General features: G+C 53.0%; 18 protein-coding genes. 7 read left to right on the top strand and 11 right to left on the bottom strand.

Annotation, left to right across the window (positions count from 1 at the left end; genetic code table 11):
- Positions 1 to 153: 153 nt before the first annotated feature.
- Genes ACMV5H_RS17950 through ACMV5H_RS17940 form a run of 3 tightly spaced genes read left to right on the top strand, consistent with a single transcriptional unit; the run spans position 154 to position 4,232 of the window.
- Entirely contained in the window at positions 154 to 627 is a 474-nt protein-coding gene (locus ACMV5H_RS17950) for a (2Fe-2S)-binding protein (RefSeq protein WP_021179470.1), read from the top strand.
- Positions 624 to 2,894 (top strand): xanthine dehydrogenase family protein molybdopterin-binding subunit, encoded by a 2,271-nt coding sequence (locus ACMV5H_RS17945; protein ID WP_115160233.1) that lies wholly within the window; start codon positions 624 to 626, stop codon positions 2,892 to 2,894. The genes ACMV5H_RS17950 and ACMV5H_RS17945 overlap by 4 nt, the downstream gene beginning before the upstream one ends.
- Before the next feature lie 6 nt (positions 2,895 to 2,900).
- Positions 2,901 to 4,232 carry a c-type cytochrome gene (locus tag ACMV5H_RS17940; RefSeq protein ID WP_414822242.1) on the top strand — a complete coding sequence of 444 codons (1,332 nt, stop codon included), beginning with the start codon at positions 2,901 to 2,903 and terminating at the stop codon, positions 4,230 to 4,232.
- Positions 4,233 to 4,444: 212 nt separating this feature from the next.
- On the opposite strand, the gene ACMV5H_RS17935 is transcribed toward ACMV5H_RS17940, so the two are convergent.
- The 3 genes from ACMV5H_RS17935 to ACMV5H_RS17925 are packed head-to-tail and all read right to left on the bottom strand — an operon-like array spanning position 4,445 to position 7,710.
- Entirely contained in the window at positions 4,445 to 5,788 is a 1,344-nt protein-coding gene (locus ACMV5H_RS17935; RefSeq protein WP_115160342.1) for a sigma 54-interacting transcriptional regulator, read from the bottom strand.
- The gene (locus ACMV5H_RS17930; RefSeq protein ID WP_414822241.1) at positions 5,775 to 7,547 is read right to left on the bottom strand and encodes an ATP-binding protein; all 1,773 of its coding nucleotides are present in this window, start codon (positions 7,545 to 7,547) and stop codon (positions 5,775 to 5,777) included. Before ACMV5H_RS17930 ends, ACMV5H_RS17935 begins: the two co-directional genes overlap by 14 nt.
- Positions 7,537 to 7,710: a hypothetical protein gene (locus ACMV5H_RS17925; protein ID WP_181817575.1), complete on the bottom strand. Its 174-nt coding sequence runs from the start codon at positions 7,708 to 7,710 to the stop codon at positions 7,537 to 7,539. Before ACMV5H_RS17925 ends, ACMV5H_RS17930 begins: the two co-directional genes overlap by 11 nt.
- Positions 7,711 to 7,863: 153 nt before the next feature.
- Here ACMV5H_RS17925 and ACMV5H_RS17920 point away from each other — a divergent pair, with 153 nt between their 5' ends.
- The 3 genes from ACMV5H_RS17920 to ACMV5H_RS17910 all read left to right on the top strand — a co-directional run bounded on the left by ACMV5H_RS17920 (position 7,864) and on the right by ACMV5H_RS17910 (position 10,708).
- Complete coding sequence (locus ACMV5H_RS17920) at positions 7,864 to 8,316, top strand: periplasmic heavy metal sensor (protein WP_115160344.1); 453 nt, start codon at positions 7,864 to 7,866, stop codon at positions 8,314 to 8,316.
- A gap of 322 nt (positions 8,317 to 8,638) precedes the next feature.
- A complete protein-coding gene (locus tag ACMV5H_RS17915) occupies positions 8,639 to 9,106 on the top strand; it encodes a glycine zipper 2TM domain-containing protein (protein WP_115160345.1) in 468 nt (155 codons plus the stop codon).
- Positions 9,107 to 9,253: 147 nt separating this feature from the next.
- Entirely contained in the window at positions 9,254 to 10,708 is a 1,455-nt protein-coding gene (locus ACMV5H_RS17910) for an alpha/beta hydrolase (protein WP_209524117.1), read from the top strand.
- 45 nt (positions 10,709 to 10,753) lie between these two features.
- Here the strand turns inward: ACMV5H_RS17910 and ACMV5H_RS17905 are convergent, their stop codons facing one another.
- The 7 genes from ACMV5H_RS17905 to ACMV5H_RS17875 all read right to left on the bottom strand — a co-directional run bounded on the left by ACMV5H_RS17905 (position 10,754) and on the right by ACMV5H_RS17875 (position 18,389).
- A complete protein-coding gene (locus ACMV5H_RS17905; RefSeq protein ID WP_223665112.1) occupies positions 10,754 to 11,332 on the bottom strand; it encodes a helix-turn-helix domain-containing protein in 579 nt (192 codons plus the stop codon).
- Between the two features lie 122 nt (positions 11,333 to 11,454).
- Positions 11,455 to 12,639 (bottom strand): fimbrial protein, encoded by a 1,185-nt coding sequence (locus ACMV5H_RS17900; protein ID WP_115160348.1) that lies wholly within the window; start codon positions 12,637 to 12,639, stop codon positions 11,455 to 11,457.
- Positions 12,640 to 12,761: 122 nt separating this feature from the next.
- A complete protein-coding gene (locus ACMV5H_RS17895) occupies positions 12,762 to 13,958 on the bottom strand; it encodes a fimbrial protein (protein ID WP_414822240.1) in 1,197 nt (398 codons plus the stop codon).
- Between the two features lie 63 nt (positions 13,959 to 14,021).
- Entirely contained in the window at positions 14,022 to 16,670 is a 2,649-nt protein-coding gene (locus tag ACMV5H_RS17890) for a fimbria/pilus outer membrane usher protein (RefSeq protein ID WP_414822239.1), read from the bottom strand.
- A 75-nt stretch (positions 16,671 to 16,745) separates the two neighbouring features.
- Complete coding sequence (locus ACMV5H_RS17885; RefSeq protein ID WP_115160351.1) at positions 16,746 to 17,447, bottom strand: fimbria/pilus periplasmic chaperone; 702 nt, start codon at positions 17,445 to 17,447, stop codon at positions 16,746 to 16,748.
- Positions 17,448 to 17,500: 53 nt separating this feature from the next.
- Entirely contained in the window at positions 17,501 to 18,046 is a 546-nt protein-coding gene (locus ACMV5H_RS17880) for a fimbrial protein (protein ID WP_059199865.1), read from the bottom strand.
- Positions 18,047 to 18,164: 118 nt separating this feature from the next.
- On the bottom strand, positions 18,165 to 18,389 hold the full coding sequence (locus tag ACMV5H_RS17875) for a winged helix-turn-helix domain-containing protein (RefSeq protein WP_414822238.1): 225 nt from the start codon (positions 18,387 to 18,389) through the stop codon (positions 18,165 to 18,167).
- 875 nt (positions 18,390 to 19,264) lie between these two features.
- On the opposite strand from ACMV5H_RS17875, the gene ACMV5H_RS17870 reads away from it, so the two are divergent.
- The gene (locus ACMV5H_RS17870; protein WP_115160353.1) at positions 19,265 to 20,083 is read left to right on the top strand and encodes a winged helix-turn-helix domain-containing protein; all 819 of its coding nucleotides are present in this window, start codon (positions 19,265 to 19,267) and stop codon (positions 20,081 to 20,083) included.
- A 149-nt stretch (positions 20,084 to 20,232) separates the two neighbouring features.
- On the opposite strand, the gene ACMV5H_RS17865 is transcribed toward ACMV5H_RS17870, so the two are convergent.
- Positions 20,233 to 20,622 carry an SHOCT domain-containing protein gene (locus ACMV5H_RS17865; protein WP_024484143.1) on the bottom strand — a complete coding sequence of 130 codons (390 nt, stop codon included), beginning with the start codon at positions 20,620 to 20,622 and terminating at the stop codon, positions 20,233 to 20,235.
- Positions 20,623 to 21,141 lie beyond the last annotated feature (519 nt).

The raw sequence follows: 21,141 nt of genomic DNA, 5'->3' as shown, positions 1-21,141 counted from the left end.
GCTGCTTATAACTCTTCTTGAGTATCAATGCATTACATCTTGTTTCAATAATTATTCTGCTAATTATTAAAAATCCCTCTTTTGATCAAACAAGCCCCCAGTCATCAACATAGAATTCACAAAAAATTAAACTCATCAAGGATAGGGTTTTACATGGAAATTAAGGTTAATGGCCGTTTGGTCGCACTGAGCAACATCCCACCAGAGACTCCCCTGCTGTATGTCCTACGCAACGATCTACAACTCAACGGCCCCAAGTATGGCTGTGGCCTGGGCGAATGCGGCGCCTGTACCGTACTGATCGACGGCGTTGCGACCCGTTCTTGTTCCACCCCGTTGTCTGCTGCCCAGGGGAAAGCGGTCACCACGCTGGAAGGGCTAAGCCATGAAGGCCATTTACACCCGGTGCAACAGGGCTTTATCGATGAACAGGCCGCACAGTGTGGCTACTGCACCAACGGCATGATTATGACGCTGGTGGCGCTGTTTGAACGCGATCCCCAAGCCAGCGAGCAACAGATCAAAAACGAATTAGCCTTCAACCTGTGCCGTTGCGGTACCCATCTGGAAATTCTGGCTGCGGCGCAACAGGCCAAGCGGCTTCTGGCCGAGCGCGGTGCCCAATGATGGAGATGCAAATAACCCGTCGCCGCCTACTGCAGGCGGGTGGCGTAGTGATGGTCAGCAGTCTGTTACCCTTCAACGCGCTGGCGAGCAGCCCTGCAGCCACTGGTAAAGCGATCCCCCTGGACCGTATCAGCAGCTTTATTGCCCTCAGTGCCGATGGCAAAGTGACCGCGTTTAACGGCCACGTCGATCTCGGCACCGGCATACGCACCTCACTGGCACAGATTGTCGCCGATGAACTGGACGTGGCTTTCGACGATGTCACGCTGATCCTGGGCGATACCAATCGCACGCCCGATCAAGGCCCAACCATCGCCAGCGCCACCATTCAGGTAACCTCGGTTCCCCTGCGTCAGGCGGCTGCGCAGGTGCGACAATTGCTGGTGGAACTGGCCGCTATTGCCTTCAAGCGCCCGGCCACACAGCTGACAACCGCCAATGGCTTCGTGTTTGCCCCAGATGCCCCCTCAGCCCGCCTGAGCTACGCCGAACTGGCGCGTGGGCAGGATCTGCATCTGCCGCTGGACAGCAATGTGGTGCTGAAAAGCCCGCAAAGCGGCCAGTATGTGGGCAAACCGGTGGCACGCGTCGATATTCCAGCCAAGGTTCGCGGCCAACTGACCTATGTGCACGATATGCGCCTACCAGGCATGTTACATGGGCGGGTAGTGCGCCCGCCTTATGCCGGAGCAGACAGCAGTGCACCATTGGGAAAAGCGATGATTTCCGTCGATCGGGGATCCATCGCCCACCTGCCCGGTATTGTCAAACTGGTGGTCATCAATGACTTTATCGGCATCGTCGCCGAGCGTGAGGAGCAGGCGATCGCAGCCATGCGCCAACTAAAGGTGCAATGGCAACCCTGGGCCGGGTTACCGGATCTGTCTTTGGATAAGCTGCACGCGACGCTGGAAGCCATGCCGAAAGCCGAGCGAATTCTGCGCGACGATCCTGGCACCACCGACGCCCTTGCCGCAGTCGCAACGCAGGTCAATGCCGACTACGTCTGGCCTTATCATTTGCATGCCTCTATCGGCCCTTCCTGTGCCGTGGCCGAGGTAAATGCGCATCAGGTGGAAATCTGGTCCGGTACGCAAAACCCCCACGACCTGCGCAAAGACATTGCCAAATTGCTTGGCCGTGAGCCGGAGCAGGTGCATATCAACCGCATGGAAGCTTCCGGCTGCTATGGACGTAACTGTGCCGACGACGTTTCTGCAGATGCGGCCTTACTGTCACATGCCACCGGCAAGCCAGTGCGGGTGCAGTTGATGCGCGAGCAGGAGGCGGGTTGGGAACCAAAAGGTACCGGGCAATTGATCCGCGTACGTGGCGGGCTGGATGCCAATCATCAGGTCGCCGCCTACGAGCTGAGAACCAGCTATCCCTCCAACAATGCCGTCACCCTGCCGCTGGTATTAACCGGCAAGGTTGCCAATCGGCCAGACGTACAGCAGATGGGGGACCGTACTGCCGTGCCGCAATATGAATATCCGCATATGCGGGTGATTGCGGAAGATGCAGCGCCCATCGTGCGGGCTTCCTGGATGCGTGGCGTGTCGGCGCTGCCGAACGTGTTTGCCCATGAAAGCTGGATCGACGAGTTGGCCTACCTCGCCAAACAGGATCCGATCGCCTATCGGCTGCAATATTTAACCGATCCGCGCGCCATTACGTTGATCCACGCGCTGAAAAAACAGGCCAACTGGCAGGATGGCCCCGCCCATCATAATCCGGTGGTCGAGGATCAAGAGGAGGTCAATGGTCGAGGTTTCGCCTATGCCCGTTACTTCCACAGCAAATTCCCCGGGTTTGGTGCCGCCTGGGCAGCCTGGGTCTGCGATCTCAGCGTTAATCGCCGCAACGGGCAGATCACACTGAACAAGATCTACGTGGCCCACGACTGCGGGCAAATCGTCAATCCGGCCGGGGTGCGCCATCAGGTGCATGGCAACATCATCCAGTCGGCCAGCCGGGTCCTGAAAGAGTTTGTCACTTTTGACAGCAGCGGTGTGACCTCACTGGATTGGGGCGGTTATCCCCTACTACGGTTTGACGAACTGCCAGAGGTGGATATCCAACTACTGGATAACCCGCATGAACCGCCGATGGGAGCAGGGGAATCCGCCTCCGTACCGAGCGCTGCCGCCATCGCCAATGCGTTATTTGATGCGCTGGGCGTCAGGCTGCGCGAAGTCCCCTTCACCCCGGAACGGATCCTGAAGGCTTTAGCTACCGCCACCTCTTCCAGCCATGCAAACGGGTAACATATTATGCACAAGATAAAGAAAATCGCCGGGCTGGGCGCGCTGGCCGTTGCCATCATCGTTGCCGTGGGGGCGATTGCCACCTGGCAGCCAGAAATGGTGCAAATCGATCGCCTGGATACCCATAACTTCAGCCAGGCGCAGATTGAAAAAGGTGAGCGTCTGGCCGCCGTTGGTGATTGTGCGGTTTGCCACACGCGCCCCGGTGGCGAACGCAATACCGGCGGGCTGGCAATGGAAATCCCGTTCGGTACCATCTATACCAGCAATATTACGCCCGACCTGGAAACGGGGATTGGCGGATGGTCCTATCCCGCCTTTGAGCGCGCCATGCGCCACGGGGTCGATCGCCAGGGCAATTACCTCTACCCGGCATTCCCCTATACCGCATTTACCCGCACCAGCGACGAAGATCTCAAGGCACTGTACGCCTACCTGATGACGCAGCCAGCGGTGCACTACCAGCCGCCGAAAACCTCATTACATTTCCCGTTCAATATCCGTCAGGGGATCGTGACCTGGAACTGGCTCTATCTGACGCCCGGTGCCATGCAGCCAGACGCAAGCCAGAGTAAAGAGTGGAACCGGGGGGCCTATCTGACGGAGGGACTGGGCCATTGCAGCGCCTGCCATTCGCCACGAAACTTCCTGTTTGGGGAGCAAGGGGGCAGTAAACATTTGAGCGGTGGTGTCGCAGAGGGCTGGACCGCTCCGGCCCTGACCGCCAACGCTCAGTTACCGCTGGCCTGGAGCCAGCAGGATCTGCTGACCTTTATGCAAACCGGCTACTCCGCTAACCACGGTGTGGCTGCTGGGCCGATGGCACCGGTGATCGAGGAAGGCCTTTCTCAGTTGCCGCCAGAGGATTTGCAGGCGATTGCCACCTATTTGCGCTCTTTCCATTCTCAGGATGAAAGCCTCTCGGGTAAGGCCGCAGAGATCAACCGGTTGGCAGAGCAAAGGGTTGAGCCGCTGACTTCACAGGGATCACGGATTTTCTCCGGTGCCTGTATGGCTTGCCACTCTCAGGAGAAAGGCGCGCAGATGCAGGGCGTACGCCCTTCCCTGGCCCTGAACAGCAACCTGTATAGCAGCAGCCCGGATAATGCCATCCGCGTGGTGCTTTCCGGTATCCAGCAGCCGGCCAAAGGCGAGTTAGGCTATATGCCTGCGTTCCGTTATAACCTCAACGACGAGCAAATCGCCGCGCTGCTGAACTATCTACGGCAGGACTTTACCAAGCAGAAACCGTGGCCTGATTTGCAGCAGCGGGTGACTGAACTGCGGGCGGAGACTGACCCCTCACCCCAACCCTCTCCCACAGGGAGAGGGGGCTGAACGGAGCGCGTGGCAGGGAGCAAAGTTATTCTGTAACTATTTGATAGTTAATTTGTAGCACGCTTACTCCCATTCCCAATTGACACTGCGTTGTCGTCAGCACAGGAGTTAGTCTGTAAACAATTGATGTAAAGACAATTTACTATAATTAAGTGGTGGCTCGATCGGTCCCCTCTCCCTGTGGGAGAGGGTTAGGGTGAGGGGTCCAGAAGCTACTTCTGTAACTTGGCCAACAGCGTTTTACGGGTAATGCCGAGCTGTTTGGCCGCCTCGGTCTTGTTACCGGCGGTTTGTTCCAGCGCCGCCAAAATCGCCTGTTTCTCGACCTGCTCCAACGGCTGGATCGCTTGGCCACATTGGCGATCCGGCTGCACATCGACGCACTGGCTGATACTCAGCGGCAGCTCTTTTTCACTGATAAAGTCCCCACTCAGCAGGATCACCCCGCGCTCAACGCTGTTCTCCAGCTCACGCACGTTGCCCGGCCAGGGGTATTTCAGCAGCATATCCATCGCCAGCGGGGTGAATCCTTTAACCGGCTTACGGTTACGCTCGGCAAATTTGGCCAGAAAATGCATTGCCAACAGGGGAATATCTTCGCTGCGCGCCCTCAGCGGCGGGCTGTCCACCGTCACCACGTTCAGCCGATAGTAGAGATCCTGGCGGAACCTGCCAGCCTCCACGTCCGCCAACAGATCCCGGTTAGTCGCTGCGATCAGACGTACATCCACCGACAGGGTCTGATTACTGCCCACCCGCTGGATCTCCCTCTCCTGGATCGCCCGCAGTAATTTTGCCTGCATCAGCGGCGAGACTTCTCCAATCTCGTCCAGGAACAGCGTACCCTGGTCAGCCTCCATAAATCGCCCTTCCCGGCGTTTATCGGCACCGGTAAATGCCCCTTTCTCATGACCGAACAGCTCCGACTCCAGCAGAGATTCGCTCAAGGCGGCGCAGTTAATGCTCACCAATGGCCGCTCCTTGCGCAGGCTGTTGGCGTGTACGGCCCGGGCTATCAGCTCCTTGCCGGTGCCGGATTCGCCGCTGATCAACACCGTCGCTTCGGAAGGGGCGATCATGGCGATCATTTCCAGCAGCTTGCGCATCGGTTCACTGCGGCCAATAAAATTTTGCTGATCGAACCGCAAACGCTGCTTCAGATCCTGGTTCTCGCTCTTTAACGAGGTATGCTCCAGCGCGCGTGCCAGCGTGAGCTGCAACGTATCGAAATCGAGAGGCTTGGTCAGATAGTCATAAGCCCCCGCCTTTATCGCTTCCACGGCAGACTCCACGTTGGAGTAGGCGGTCATGATCAGGATCGGGATCGCCGGGTTATAGCTTTTGATGGCCTTCAGCGCCGCGATGCCGTCCATTTCCGCCATCCGCACGTCGCTCAGGATCAGATCGAACGGCTGTGCCCTGACCTGTTCCAACGCTTGTCGGCCGTTATGCGCCACGCTGACCCGGTAGCCCCAGCCGTTTATCAGAGCCTCGAGGATAGTGCAGTGGCTGAGATCGTCCTCAACCAGCAAAATATGTGCATTAGACGTCTGCATGAGCCTCCCCTTGTTGATTGTTGTGCCTGAGCGGGATCACCATTGTAAAGCAAGTGCCCGCTGGCTGGCCGCTGGTGACAGCGATCGTCCCCTGGTGCTCCTCGATCACTTTCTGCACCATGGTCAGCCCCAGGCCGGTGCCCGTCGCCTTGGTGGTGAAGTAAGGGTTAAAGATTTTTCCCAGGTCGTCAGGTGGGATACCAGCCCCCGAGTCGCTGACGGTAATGCGCATCGCCCCCTCCTTGGTCGCTTCAACGTCAACCTCGAGTACGCCATCCGAGCCAATCGCCTGGATGGCATTGAGATACAGATTCAACAACACCTGAGTGAGGCGATCGGGGTCGATCTCCACCAGCGGCAATGCTTCATCACAGCGGGAACGGAGGGCGATATTGTTACTCTCAGCATCCTGACGGATCAGGTGCAGCGAATGCTCGATCACCTCGTTAATCGCCACCCGCTGCAAACGCAGATCGGCAGGGCGCACCAACGCCAGTAACTCGGTGATCACCCGGTTGAGACGATCGACCTCTTTCGCCATCACCTTGGCCAGTTCATGCTGTTCGCTACCCGCAGGCGAGCGGTCGGCAAAATACTTGGCGAAGCCTTTGATGGAGGAAAGCGGGTTGCGGATTTCGTGGGCCACGCCAGCCGATAAATCGCCGATAGCCGCCAGCTTTTCTTTGCGGCGGATCTCCGCTTGCAGTTGGCGAATCTCCCGCATATCGCGGAAGATAAACACGTTGCCCAGAAAATGGCCGCTGTGATTAACAATATTCGCCACGCTGATGCTCAACGGCAGGCTCTGCCCACCAGCCAGACGATGGTCAATATCCTGTTCGATAATAGGCTGGCCGTGGCTACTTTTCTGCGCCAGTTGCTGCCATTCGGCTGGCAGCGCCTGATGGCTAGGCTGGCCAAACAGCTCGGCGGCACTACAACCCAGCATCACTTCTGCCGCATGGTTAACCACCCGGATCTGGTGCTGATCATTGGTGGTGATCAAGCCCATCGGCAAGTTACTGATAATTTCGCTGGAGAAGGCCCTTGAGTCCTGCAACTGTTGGCTGGAACGTTGATAACGCCGCCCCCAGAACAGCGCCAATAAACTGGCTAACGCCAGCAACAGCAGGATGGACAGCAAAATGGAGGTGTTGCGCATATCCTTTGCCTGGGCGGCATCCAGCGCGACAGTGTCTAACGCCGCAAAAATGACGGCCTGCTCATCATCCTGAGGCTCGGCAGCCTCCTGCATACGCGATCGGTTCATCATATGGCCGGAGTGGTCGCTACCGCGCTTAAGCGGCTTAAACCAACGGTAGGCTTCAAAAGCATTCTGCTGCTGAGCCTGCGGCTCATCAAAGGTCGTCATATGCCACTGTGCATCGCTGGAAATCTTCAGCTCAGCCATCTGTTGCGGGCTATACAGCTGCTGGCCAACACGTTGCGGATCGCTGTGCGCCAGAATGCGGCCAGAGCGATCGGTAATGGCGATGTACAGCACGTTCGGCTGATAGGCCATCTCCTCCAACAGGGTTTGACGCTGATCGTGACGCCAGCGCATGCCCATACCGGTACGAGCACCGGATTCAAACGAACTCATCAACACCGCGCTTTTTTCTCGTAGCGTCTGGATCTCCACCTCACGCCCACGCTGCAGATCTTTAATGGCCAGCGTGATGATAATGCCAAGCAGTAACGCGACCGCGGCGATCGCAATCCAGGCAGGTAAGAGCGTCGATTTGGTTTTAAATTCCATGGGCTTCCTCTGCAACCGGCACGCCAGCGTGCGGGTAATTATTACCCACACTATCAGTATGGCGAGTAAAAATAACCCACTTTATCTCTGGATGGCGACCAGCAAACGGCCATCCTCCACCATCAGTTATTTTTATTACTGTCATAAACTTAACGCGCTGCATACTGGAGTTCCTTGGCTGGCGCCCGTTGGCTGAGATAGCCAAGCCCTAACGGCAATCCTGTATCTATACAATTCCCATGCCAGCCTGAAGCTGGCACGACGGTTGCAACTAAAGAAATGGAATCCATGAACACCCAACCAAAGGAAATCAATCATGACGCTAACTAAAACCACCTTCGCCGCCATTATCTCCGTTGCCCTGCTGGCCGGTGTTAGCACTACCGCGCTGGCGCAAAATGGCAACCGCGCAAACATGACCAATGCACAGGGAACTCATCAGGGGATGGGTTATCAGCACGGTAACCGCGCGAACTTGACGCCTGAACAGCAAGCCGTCAGCCAGAAAGCCTTTGATGAATTCCAGTTGAAAACCGCCGATCTGCGCCAACAACTGATGTCCAAGCAATACGAATATCAGGCATTGCTGACCAGCAAGCCTTTGGATGAGCAGAAGGTCTTGGCCGTGAGCAAAGAAATCACCGCATTGCGTGATAACCTGTACCAACAGCGTGTGGCGCTCGATACCGATCTGGCCAAGGCTGGCGTACCGATGATGAGCCACGGGATGGGTGGAGCGGGGATGCACGGCGGACGTGGCTGTCGTTAAGCCTTAACGTTATCCTCAGATAACATCGGGAGAACACCAGATCTGTTCTGGTTTCTCCCGTCAATTCTTCCCCCTTCCCGGATCGTTCAGGCTGTCACCCCCGCGATACATTTATCCCCTGCTGAACAATTAACAACACTGATTAATGAGAATATTCTTGGTTAATTGACGTAAAACAACACACTAAAACGCTTAATCCTTATTCTTACGCCCGATTATAATTTTTTTTCGTACCGCCTGAATAAAATCAAGTTCCTGCCATACTTATTTGCATGAGACAGCGACTGTCTCTTTGCGCACTTAACTTGCCCGGAGTTTTCTTATGAATAAAACCATCATTGTTGTCGCTCTTGCTGCCGCCGTTCTCAGCGGATGTAACGCTAATCGCACCGCTTCCGGCGATACCTTTACTGCAGCACAGGCCAGGCAGGCCAACTTCGTCACTTATGGCACGCTGGTGTCCGTGCGGCCGGTCACCATCCAGGGGGGTGATGGCACCAACGCCGCTGGGGCTATTGGCGGGGCCGTAGTCGGTGGCTTCCTGGGTAACACGGTAGGTGGTGGCTCCGGACGCAATCTGGCAACCGCAGCGGGTGCCGTCGGGGGCGCAGCCGCTGGCTCAGGTATCCAAAGTGCCATGAATCGCAGCGCCGGGGTGGAACTGGAAGTGCGCCGAGATGATGGCGTGAATATCGTGGTCGTTCAGGCACAGGGCTCAACCCAGTTCCATACAGGGCAACGCGTTGCACTGGTGACCAATGGCACCACCACCACCGTCTCACCACGCTAAAAGGAATAGGTTACTTCAAGGTTTAGGAGCCAGACCGCAATATGGCTCCTTACTACTGCGATACCGGCTCCAGGGACGATCTCTCCTTGCGGGATAATAGCGAGTTTTCCGGCTCGGCCATTACAATAAAAAACGGAGTTAAACCTGATGTTTATCAAATGGATTAAACGCATTGCCCTGCTGCTGGTGGTGTTAATCGTCGGAGCGCTGGGCATGCGAGTTTATGATACTCAGCGTGGGCCATCGTTACAGCTTTGGCATACCTTTGTCCCAAATGAAATGCGCGCCGATGAGATCGATAAGGCCAGTTGGGCGGATTATCTAACTGCCGAGGACGCCATTTTCAAAGAGGTCCGCCAGAATGTGACCGACAAGCTGGACAGCAGTCAGCAGACCTCGTTGAACCGCTACTATGCCGACAGCCCAATCTATCCCGAAAAGTTTCCTACTGACTGGAACCGCTCCTACATTATGATGCCGGAAGGCAAACCGAAAGGCGCCGTGGTGCTGTTACATGGTTTGACCGATACCCCTTACAGCCTGCGGCATATCGCGGATAATTACCGTGAATATGGTTATGTGGCGGTCGGTATTCGTTTACCGGCGCACGGCACCGTACCAGGAGCACTGACCGACGTAGACTGGCAGGATTGGATGGCGGCCACCCGTTTGGCGATCCGTGAAGCCAAACGCCTGGCGGGTGACGACGTACCGCTGCATATCGTAGGCTTCTCAAACGGCGGCGCGTTGGCGATGAAATACACGCTGGATGCGTTGGATGACCCCCGCCTGACGAAACCCCAGCGTGTAGTGCTGATTTCGCCGATGATCGGCGTCACCAGCTTTGCTCGTTTTGCCGGTATTGCCGGTTGGCCTGCCATCTTCCCGGCGTTTGCCAAGGCGGCCTGGTTGGGGATTGTGCCGGAGTTTAACCCGTTCAAATACAATTCGTTCCCGGTAAATGCGGCACGCCAGTCCTTCCAGCTTACCCAGGCATTGCAAAAGCAGATTGCCGCCGATTCACGCAACGGCAAAATGGGCGAATTGCCGCCGATCCTGACGTTCCAATCGGTGATGGATTCTACCGTCAGCACCCGTGCGGTAATCACCGCCCTGTATAACCACCTGCCAGCCAACGGCAGTGAGGTGGTGTTATTTGATTTAAACCAGGCGGTGGCGTTTGGGCCGTTACTCAGAAGCTCATCCTATACCGCGCTGCCGCGGCTGCTACCACCGCCTCCGCGTAACTATACGGCCACCATAGTCACTAACGTAACGCCAGAAACTACCGATACTGAGGCTCGTACCATCGTCGCAGGGCAAACGGCAGAGACCACGGATCTGCTCGGTATCACCTACTTGCCGGATATCTTCTCGCTGTCGCACGTGGCCTTGCCGTTCCCGTTGAGTGATTCCCTGTACGGACGTTACCCGGAACCACGCAATCAGTACGGTATCAGCCTGGGGACCTTTGCCGCACGTGGCGAGCGGGCAGTGCTGGTGGTCGGGCTGGACTCACTGATGCGTCTGTCCTCAAACCCGTTCTTCCCTTATATGCTCAAGCGTATTGATGACAATATCGGCCCGGCTCCAACAAAATAAATTAGGTTAACCCCGGCCAGTCCCCAATCGGTGCTGGCCGGAGTTTCAACCGGCAAAAATGGCTGAATTGAGCACGCTGGTTTTTATTGGGCATGCCTGAAACAGGTTACGCACCCCCAATTTATGCAAAGCATTACGCCGGTGGGTATACACGGTTTTGGTTGAGATACGTAAGCTGAGGCCGATGGCTTGCATATTCATACCATCGATCATAGACAGCAGTACGGCCTTCTCTCTGCGGGTTAAGCTATCATGGAGAAAAGTAGCAACAGGAAGCTCCCCACCGACTATGTTGACTAACTCATTAAACACCGCGTCTACATCAGCATCCTCTGCCAAGGCAATATGCCGCTCAACACTCAGATTGAACTTTATTTTCATTGCGGTTGGCAAAAAAATTATTTTCCCAGGGAATTTGGCAACGGCAATCAAGAACGACATTTCACTGATTGAATTCAACATATAAAACACCAGCACATCCTCTTTACCAAAGCTACTGGCACTGGTGTTTTTCAGTTCATTGAGTGCCATTTGGTTAATCACTCGCCCCTCGGCATGCAAATACGCCTTGAGCCCAACAAAAAAATAATAGTTATCAGTAATGATATTAATTTTCCCAGGCATAGTAATGGCGCTCCTTTATAAAAACACATCTCCATCTCATCGCTGTCACAGCAAACCGAGGCCCAAATATGGCGAGTGGAACGTTCGTATAGTTATGAGTTATGCTATCTACGGGCCACAACTCAATAATAGTTAATGGTAAATACCACTTTGCCATTCGCCTTGCCCGGCGTCGGTGTTGCAGCCGTTTTAATATAGCGGGCAGCCAGGGGGATCCGAACGGTTGAGCTACCGTCTTTCGGTAATGTGATGCTCTGCTCTGCCGAGAAGTTAAACGGCGTCGGTGCTTGAGCACTCTCCCCCCAGCCGAGTTGGATGCCCACGCCGCTGGCCGCTCCGGATACCGTTGAGTCGATAGCCATAATGCCATTGGTGGCATCCAGCACCGTGGTTGTTGGCGTTAGGCGCACACCCAGGCTGTTATTCAGCGAAGTGGTAGTCGTGCTGCTCCCGGTATTGTAATTCATTAATAGCGGCGCATTTGTCGAATTATAAAAGCCGTAGAATTGAGGACAGTTAGTCAGGTTAATTGATGCATCAACCCAGGGGGTGGCGGCATTCGCCGTGCTAAAATGCTCATTTATATCGTAACTCCCCAAGTAAACGGCAACAACAGGTGTGGAACAGGTCTGTGCTGATACCGTTATACTGCCTTGAAAACTGAAGGTCCAATAATACAATGGTAACCCACTGATCGTTACGGCATTAGTGTGGCTAGTGGGTGAATAGTCAATCGCCTCCTGAGTGGTAGGGAAATTTGCACCATTGATGCTGTAGGTTCCTGGTACCAGAGGGCCCGTTTTAACCAATACAATACTTCTCGGTGAGCTTGCGCCGATAGGGGTAATTCTAATACCTAATGATGAGTCTAATAAATTCTGCCCCTCAGCATAAAGTTTTGTGGGGGTTATCGCTCTATTTGACACGCCGGTGATAATCGCCACACCGATACCTGGGATACCGGTTTCATACACTCCATTGGCATAAGGTCCGGTTGTCAGGCCGGAGAGCGGTTTTGGCGTAGTCTTTAAACTCAATGATGTCGCATAATACAGATATTTTCCAACATCGGTGGCAACCCATTTCCCTTCAATATAGGTATCTTTCATGGTCAAGCTTGCCTGATATATTACCGTCCCCACTGGCACATCTACACCGGCCGAAATCACCGGTGGGCTCAAGGGAACGATGACGGTTTGCTGGCCGCCTGTCAGCGTCGCGGTAAACGTTGCCCAGCTTGGGCAAGAGATAACCGCTAGCACTATTCCCATCAACAATCCTGATACTTTATCTGTCGATCTTTTCATGAGTAATATCCTCTTTCTCATTATCTATGTAGGCCATGACAGAAAGAATAAAGTTGGAATTGGTGGCTGCGCTAACTAGGGTCAACCGTCTTTATTTATCCGAGAGGCAAATTTTTTGTTGCTCAATAGTAATTAATCGTAAACGTCACTTTGCCATTCGCCAGACCCGGCGTAGGGTTCGCAGCCGTTTGAATATAACGGGCAGACAAAGGGATGCGAATGGTTCGGCTGCCATCTTTCGGCAGTGTCACCGTTTGTTCCGCGGCAAAGTTGAACATCGTCGGCGCCTGGCTACTTTCCCCCCAGCCAATCTGGATGCCTACGCCTGAAGCCGCGCCAGATACCGTCGAATCAATAGCCATAATCCCATTGGCAGCATCGATCACCGACGTTGTCGGGGTTAATCTCACACCAATATTGTTATTCAGTGCATTGGAAGCCGTCGCCAATCCCGTGTTGTAATCCATCAGTTTCGTGGTATTGGTCGCATTATAAAAACCGTAAAATGTCGGGCAGTTGGTCAGATTGATAGACGCATCAAGCCAAGGAGTGGCCGCTCCCACTCGGCCAAAATACTCGCCTATTTCATAAGCCCCCATGTAAACAGCAACCACCGGGGTGGTGCAAGTTTGCGTAGAGACCGTCAGGGTCCCCTGGAAATTGATATTATAAAAAGTAAACGGCAGCCCGGTGACAGCGACGGAGCCAGGATGGCTATTCACCGGTTGTTCAAGCATAGTCTTGATACTCGGGAGATTTGCCCCGCTTAATGTAAAGCTACCGGGGGTGATCGGCCCTGTTTTAATTAGCGAGATATAACGTGTTGAACCGGTAAAGTTAAGCGCTCCACCTAACTCATTGCCAACCTGCCTGATAGGGTTCTCTACATCGGTGGTCACCGCTGGCCGATTAGGTATTATCGGGCTGCCATCAGGGGTACGTGAGATAGCCACGCCAATCCCGGGAATATTCGTTTGATAGACTGCGCCCGCAAACGGGCCGGTCATCAAGCCGCTCAGAGGCAACGGAGCATTGCTAATCAGCGTTGAGCTACTGTACCAAAATGATTTACCCACGTCGGCCTGTGCCCACTGGCAGCCCATCTTGGTGTTTTTCATCAACCAACTGCCTTGATAAAGCACGGTCCCCACGGGAATATCAACCCCAGCAGAAATCACCGGCGGGCTCAGCGGCACCGTTTCCGTTTGGGTTGCACCAGCATCAAACGAGCAATTCGCCACAGCCCAACTATTGGCGCTGATAACACTTAACAAAATACCGCCGAGCAGACCCGACACTTTATTTATCGATAATTTCATCTTTCATTAACCCTCTTTCTGGCAGGCGTTACCAGAAAGGAAAACAGTTGTCATGCCTGGCTGTTAACCCTCGTTAACAGCCGATAGCGTGTCATTGTTCGCCAGTTTCGACCGCAGGGAACTGGCAGGGGCCATCGTCGTGCAAGGCGAATTGAATTGTTGTATCTGCTCTTGGCCCTTGGCCATAGGCATCAGCATATAGCTGACGGTACATTGCATCTCACCACCTTCGCCCCATTTCACTTGCAACTGGCCCTTGTCTTGCGCCACACGCGCATACAGTTGCCCGCCCTGGCCCACTGAGCCTACGCTGTTGCCTTTGCTATCAAAGATATCGGCCCCGAACGGTACCGGCTCCCCTTGATAGGTTGCGTTCACCAGAATTGGCCTCCCCTGCTTAGTAGTATATTTCACCTTCACCACCGCACCGGAATATGGCGCCACTTTCTGGCTGGTGTTATCCAATTCCACACCGGCCGCCGTCCCTTTCGGATCGAGACTGATCTCGTTCATCTGGTACGGATTCAGGTAAGGCACTATCGCGTACCCTCGTGAATCAATGCTCACGCCGGGATATGAGGAAACCTTAGCACCCTCTGCACCTTTGGCTTCCACCAGCGCGAAGGTGTCCGACGTGTACGGTGTAAAGGTCACCCCGCCAGAGTGGGCGATCACCGTACCGTTCATCCCGGCAGAGGCGCTTTGATAGCCTTTACCCGTGCTGTAAGTACCGCTCAATGCCGTGGCCGGGCTACGGTAGTTACCGTTCAGCGAGCCGCTGGAACCCATACCCTGATTGGCATTCATCGCCGTCACGCCATAGCTGAACTGGTTATCCTGCCCTGTGGTGCCGGATACCGTAGCCTGCTGGCCATAACGGCCGCTGCTGTCATGGGACAAGTCCATACGCAACTGTGGCGTGTGGGTTTCGTCGCTACGCCCCAACGGCAGGCTGAAGCTCAACAGATAGTTGGTCTGCGCCGTACCCAGGCTGGAGAAGCTGCGGTTAATGCTCAGGCCGTAGGACAGGTCCTTGTAGCGATTGTTGTAACCTATCTGGTACTGCTTCTCGCTGCCGTCTTTGTTCCAGTAATTCTGCAAGGAGCCGCTGATATACAGCTGGCCCCAGTTCTCCGGCAGACCTTGTCCCGCAGTCACCGTCAGGCGATTTTTGGCTCGCGAGATCGACTCCGGCGAGAACCCTTCTGCTACCGCGTCACGAGTCTGCATCGCGGTCATAAAGTCCATAAAGCCATCGGTTGAGAAGCGGTACGCTGCCAGCGACAGATTGCTGTTGGTTTCGCTGATCAGCTTGCTGTAGCTCACCTTGTAGCTTTGCCCACTCAGGCTATTACCCGACTCATGTCGGCCATTGGCATCGGTGCCGTTCCCCAAATGAGTACGCGCCTGGGTAACATCAAATGCCCAGGCACCAATCGGCGTGCCTACCGCCGCACCCAACTGCAGTGCGTAGTAATCCTGGCTGGCCTGCAGGCCACCATAGCCGGTGATGGCGTTAGTTAACCCCAACTGGTAGGTGCCCTGATACAGCGCCGGTTTCTCACGCAGGTTATCGCTACGTACTTCACCTGCGGTGATCGAATACCGTGATGACCCAGGCCGCAGCAGTTGGGCCACCGAAGCATAAGGCACGCTGAAAGTCTGCTCGGTACCGTCGGACTCACGTACAGTGACCTGTAGATCCCCGCCGTAGCCGGTCGGGTACAGATCGTTGATCAGGAACTCGCCCGGGGTGACCGTGGTTTCATACAACACCTGACCGCCCTGGCGTACGGTAACGCGGGCGTTGGTACGGGCAATGCCACGGATATCCGGCGCATAACCGCGCAGGGACTCCGGCAACATCCGCTCATCAGTAGCGAACTGAATACCGGTAAACGGCAGCGTATCGAACAGTTGCCCGGTGGTGTTCGATTGGCCCATCAACACGCGCGCCTTGAGTACTGGAATATCGCGCTGCAAATAAGTATTGAGGTTGTTGTACTGGTTCGGTCCGTTGTCCATCCGGGTATAAGACCCGTTGTGACGGAGATACCAGGCGCCGACATTCAGCCCGGCGTTCACGCCAGCAAACAGCGAATTGAAGGTATTACCGTGCGATTCGCTGGTGTAGCCGTTGACGTTGTAGCCCATCAAGAGTGCCGGTACGCCGCTGTCCCACATCTCCGGGCTAACGGTACCGCGGGCGGTGTTGAGCATGTAAACCTGCGGCACCACAATATCCAGACGTTGCTCATTACTGTCGTAATTCACCTGAGCTTCCGGCAACTTGCTCTGGAGATCGAAGCAGACATCCCCTTTGTCCAGCGAGGTTAAAAAATCCGCTGGCAGCTTGGCGTAATCAAACGCAATGTTTTTAATCAGTTCGCGGGTCAGGCAGGGATAAACGCTTTTATCTGTCCGCGCTTTGAATTCAATGTCAGTATTGCTGATCGGTTGATTATTAACATATAAAGCCGTTTTATAGATCCCAGGCAATCCCGAAGAGCCATTGGCAAAACGACTGAGGTCCACGGACTTCTCATCATCCACATTCAGGAATGACGCATCGAACTCAAGATTTTTGGCGATGTCTTGTGGTGCAGAAACCGCGCTCTCAGCATTAACGTTAGCCGCAAAAAAAGTTGATAAAATAGCTATGGCCAGTGGCGATAACTGGCTACACAGGCCATATTGAAAATATTTAGACATAGATATCCCTTCAAGAACTGATTCCTGAATAGCGGTCAACCGATTAATGCGAGAGTGTTTTATATAGCGGGGGCGTTATTTTATCACTTCATCAAAAGTATTAACCGCACCGTAATCATTTACGAAACTCCCTGTAACCTTACTACCTGCACTGCCCGCCAAGTCCAATGTCATGGTGCTACGGGGGGCCACCATCGCATGGTCAAGTTTTTTGCCATTAACCGACAGGTTGACCAACGAGACATAATACGGCGTTGGGTTGCTAGCCTGTACCCGGTTACCCTGGCTGTTCCAGGTTAGCGCTTTAGCCGCTTCATTGGCGTTACCTTGCAGACCCGCAGGGCGATAGAACAGCTTGATGCGCGAACGGAAAGCCATCTGCAAGCGGTTCTCGGTCACTTTAGCCTGGGTTTTGGCCGGAACTTCCAGTACGTTCAGCCAGAACACCGATTCTTTATCCATCGGCAGCGAGCCACCGGCGTAGCTGATACGTAACGTCTGGCCCTTGCTCGGCTCCACACGGTTCATCGGGGGCGTCAGGACAAACGGCACCTTGATCGCGGCCGGTTTGGCGTCGGCGTCACCGTTATCGATCCAGCTTTGCAACAACACCGGTGATGGACCGCCGTTACTGATTTTGACGCTGACTTCTTTGGCATCAGAGGGGTAAATCACCCGCGTACCACTAATCACCACGCTGGCCAGGCTACTGACGCTGAACAAGGCTGCGGCGGCAACAACGCCAACTTTTAGCACATTAGTAGAGAGTAATTTCATCATAAACTCCGGGAACTGACAGATTGGGAGGGGCGTACCCCTCCCACAGTCCATTACTGGTACTGAATAGAATAAACAACGTTGCTGACTACGGTACCCGCAGTGGTTGCTGCCTCTGCGTAATAGCGAACGATGTACGGCAGTGTGGTGCTACCACTGGTAACGTCTTTATAAGTCATCGCGGTGGTCTGCTCTTGGCTACCGGCTTTGATCACGGCCTGAGTCGGGCTGGAAGCGTCCAGCAATTGCAGGCTGACGTTGGTAGCCGTACCGGTTGTGTTAAACAGGCGGCCAGTCACCGTATCAACAGAAGAACCCGCCTGGAAGAAAGCGGAGGCAGTCTCCAGGGTCCCTGAACAGTTGCTCAGGGACATCACGAAGCCGGTATCACCTGCTGTGCGAGCAGCGTTTTGCAGTTGGTTGGTGCCGACGGTTGGCAGAATGACGGTCGCGTCCGCACCCTGGCCATCAACCACAACGTCACAGGTATTGGCAGTCAGTTCACCGTTAAAAGTGATGGTACCGGTAGAAGCTGCCTGGGCCAGGCCAACAGTACCGAAAACAGCGATCAGGGATGCAGCGATTGCTAACTTTTTCATATATATTCCTACTTACCTTGTATTATGAATACCATTTTAATATCCATTAAAATGGCCTGGTGAATACCCATGGGGATGGATATAGCTAGATGACTCCAGCATTTATATTAACAACAACTTACTTAACAAATAGCGAAGAGACTCGCTGGTTATCGACGGAGTAGCCAATACCATGAACGTTCGCTATAAAATCTTCCGGGAGCCCAAGTGACGCCAGTTTCTTACGCAATTCATTTATTGCATGCCATAAACGCTGACTGGACGAAGATAAATTAATCTCCTCCCAAACGTTTTTCATTATGTCATTTTTATAGATGACGGCATCCCGGCTATTCGCCAGCAAATAAATCAGTAATCGGGTCTAGATCTCGTTTAGAGAGATAACCTTGAAAAACAGGGTGCGCTCCGAAGCTCCATCAGAGTAATAAATGAGTCTTCGATTGGCAATATCGAATTGAATGTCATCATCAATTAGGAATCCATAAAGTCTATTTTCCATATGCATCTCGGATTATTATTTTGGTTTAATAACAAAAATAACAAACCTCCCTTAGGTGAGACATTATAGGAGCAATTTCCACTATGGCAACCGCGCCAAGATGATCACATTGCTATCTCTAAAAGTCTCATAACAGCGCTAAATGCTGAACAATTAATTTCAATCAGAATTTACCGCTAGATGACGCGAATCATTCTGGTGTTTTTCATAACTCATTACTTCACTTCATTTTAGTAGTCATAAATGTCAAAGATTTTTATCTTACAACATTTATAGCTACCCATTAAATTTTACTCATTAACATTCAATCCGTTACCTACAAACCCACGATTAGGATTTATCTGTTACACCGATATATAAAAGACGCTACCGGTGAATCTATCCTTTACCTCAGTAAGATGAAGCCGCTTTACTTCGCTCCCCCCTTGCTGATGGAATAAATACTAGGCTATTGATGGGATTATTCTGAGTGAAGTAGTTTTATTCTTGATAGAAAACAAAAAATGCATGTAATTCAATAAATTAAAGAATAACATTAAATCAGAACAGACTATTCTCAACCGTTCTTAAATGACAGTCACTCTCATTTAAGATTGATTATTAACATATTGTTTTTTAAATGAATGTGAATTGTTACTGATTTTTCATGCCACTATAAACGGTTAAACTATACTTTAAATAATCCGGACACTCAGATAACAAAAAGATAATATACTGAAATGAAACATAAAGTTATCATTAACGACACCGTACTGTACCTCCCAGAAGAGCACCGTCTGTGCCCGCTGCGCGCTCGAGGCAAAGAAACCGTTTTAAACGTTCCTGCAAGCCGTTGCCTGCAATTAATGTTGCAACGCCCGGGCGAGGTAATCAGTCAAAGCGACTTTTTCAATGAAGTCTGGCAAAAACATGGCCAGTATGTCACTGCCAATACCCTCTATCAGAACATCTCATTGGTAAGAAAAGGGATGCGGGAAGCCGGGCTGAGCAAAAACATCATCCGCACGGTTCCCAAAGTCGGAGTGGTTTTTTCCGGCACCGTTGAAATACAGCAAGAAGAGAGCGCCAACATCATAGTGCAGCAAAGCAATAAGCCAGATCCGCGCCCAGTCGAGAGCTCACAGGCCGAAACTCTGCCGCCAGAACGCACGGTTTTAAACCAGAACAAGCTATTGCGCTATGGCCTATTTACGGCGTTCACCCTGGCTATGCTGATCCTGCTGGCCAGCAATCAATCGCAAAGCGCACGTTTTTTTGACAGCCACACTAAAGCGGCCACGATCAATCAATGTTCTGTCTATATTGATAGAGACGATCTGGAAACCAATGTGGCCGACTACAAGGAGTATTTAACCATTAACAATGTAGTCTGTAATCCGGATGAGTTTGTCTACATTACCCGAACCCCGGCAAACCACAACACGCTGGTATTATTTTGCGATACCACTGCACAAGGCGATCTGAGATGTTCCTCACGATTTCAAATCGATAATCAGCACGACCCTCTTGCTGGCCTACGACCAGCAGGGAGGCAATAGCGGTTCAGCCATATAATGACCAACGGCGGCGCTTGGTTGAGCGGTAGATTGCAAGAGATCTCAAGGTGGGTTCACTGCCGAATATGGGTTATTAGGGGAGCTTGCGGCCCCCCTTCTCTCTCATGTCATATTTCCTGCCCACTTCAACCTCAGGCCAGTGCTTTAGCCTTCAACTGCTGGTATTCACTTTCGGTGATCACACCGTCATCCAACAGCTTTTTGGCATCCGAAATTTGCTCGGCCGGCGATTTGCCTGCCACCTCACGGATATACTCGTTGGTGGCTGAGACAGATTTTTGCACCTGCGCACGATGCCGCTCGGCCATGCCTTTACCACGGGCAATCAGATAGACCAGGGACGTTAACAGCGGGATGAACAGCAGGAACACAATCCATACTGCCTTATAAAAGCCGCTCAGTTGGTGATCGCGAAACAGGTCTGAGACGACCTGGAACAGGATAAACAGGTAGGCGATGAAAAAGAAAAATGAAAACGTGGTAACCAGAATATCCCACAGGGTAAGTAGGTGATAGGTCATTAGCGCTCCTTATGGTCTAGCAAAACCAGGATAAAACGGCTTTCAATAACAAATTGATGTTTTGCACCATAAGTATATGTCGAACTTTCATTTTTTCCATGTTGGGCGGGAAAAATACGGCACAGGGAGAGCATCTGGATGGGTAAAGCACGGGGCCCTCACCCTAACCCTCTCCCACAGGGAGAGGGAACCGATCGAGTGGACTGAAAATGTGGTGATACATCTTGGGTAGGGGGCGTTCAAGTTTACTGAGATGACTTCTTTACTTCCAACTGACAGCTCCCCTCTCCTGGGGACCGATCGAGTGGGCTGAAAATGCGGTGATATATCTTGGATAGGGGGCGTTCAAGTTTACTGAGATGACTTCTTTACTTCCAAAGAGTAGGGACTAACTGTTAGCGCCGATGTAAAAATGACCCACATGCCAATGTAAAATGGACCCACCATGGGTAAAACTGGCAGTTTTAAGCGAGCTGCCGATGCTAACATTGGAGTTAAGAGTGGAGATTGCTGTTCTTC

Source organism: Serratia sp. N21D137, assembly GCF_047530005.1.
GTDB classification, from domain to species: domain Bacteria; phylum Pseudomonadota; class Gammaproteobacteria; order Enterobacterales; family Enterobacteriaceae; genus Chania; species Chania fonticola_B.
Note: the sequence above shows the minus strand (reverse complement) of the source record. Positions and strands in the feature narration are given on the sequence as shown.

Excerpts from the sequence above, each read along its gene's own strand:
- ACMV5H_RS17950 (WP_021179470.1), top strand. The coding sequence starts at position 154 with ATGGAAATTAAGGTTAATGGCCGTTTGGTCGCACTGAGCAACATCCCA.
- ACMV5H_RS17915 (WP_115160345.1), top strand. The coding sequence starts at position 8,639 with ATGAATAAAACCATCATTGTTGTCGCTCTTGCTGCCGCCGTTCTCAGC.
- ACMV5H_RS17890 (WP_414822239.1), bottom strand. The coding sequence starts at position 16,670 with ATGTCTAAATATTTTCAATATGGCCTGTGTAGCCAGTTATCGCCACTG.
- ACMV5H_RS17865 (WP_024484143.1), bottom strand. The coding sequence starts at position 20,622 with ATGACCTATCACCTACTTACCCTGTGGGATATTCTGGTTACCACGTTT.
- ACMV5H_RS17930 (WP_414822241.1), bottom strand. The coding sequence starts at position 7,547 with ATGGAATTTAAAACCAAATCGACGCTCTTACCTGCCTGGATTGCGATC.
- ACMV5H_RS17880 (WP_059199865.1), bottom strand. The coding sequence starts at position 18,046 with ATGAAAAAGTTAGCAATCGCTGCATCCCTGATCGCTGTTTTCGGTACT.
- ACMV5H_RS17900 (WP_115160348.1), bottom strand. The coding sequence starts at position 12,639 with ATGAAAAGATCGACAGATAAAGTATCAGGATTGTTGATGGGAATAGTG.
- ACMV5H_RS17885 (WP_115160351.1), bottom strand. The coding sequence starts at position 17,447 with ATGAAATTACTCTCTACTAATGTGCTAAAAGTTGGCGTTGTTGCCGCC.
- ACMV5H_RS17910 (WP_209524117.1), top strand. The coding sequence starts at position 9,254 with ATGTTTATCAAATGGATTAAACGCATTGCCCTGCTGCTGGTGGTGTTA.
- ACMV5H_RS17870 (WP_115160353.1), top strand. The coding sequence starts at position 19,265 with ATGAAACATAAAGTTATCATTAACGACACCGTACTGTACCTCCCAGAA.
- ACMV5H_RS17920 (WP_115160344.1), top strand. The coding sequence starts at position 7,864 with ATGACGCTAACTAAAACCACCTTCGCCGCCATTATCTCCGTTGCCCTG.
- ACMV5H_RS17935 (WP_115160342.1), bottom strand. The coding sequence starts at position 5,788 with ATGCAGACGTCTAATGCACATATTTTGCTGGTTGAGGACGATCTCAGC.
- ACMV5H_RS17905 (WP_223665112.1), bottom strand. The coding sequence starts at position 11,332 with ATGCCTGGGAAAATTAATATCATTACTGATAACTATTATTTTTTTGTT.
- ACMV5H_RS17895 (WP_414822240.1), bottom strand. The coding sequence starts at position 13,958 with ATGAAATTATCGATAAATAAAGTGTCGGGTCTGCTCGGCGGTATTTTG.
- ACMV5H_RS17925 (WP_181817575.1), bottom strand. The coding sequence starts at position 7,710 with ATGCAGCGCGTTAAGTTTATGACAGTAATAAAAATAACTGATGGTGGA.
- ACMV5H_RS17940 (WP_414822242.1), top strand. The coding sequence starts at position 2,901 with ATGCACAAGATAAAGAAAATCGCCGGGCTGGGCGCGCTGGCCGTTGCC.
- ACMV5H_RS17945 (WP_115160233.1), top strand. The coding sequence starts at position 624 with ATGATGGAGATGCAAATAACCCGTCGCCGCCTACTGCAGGCGGGTGGC.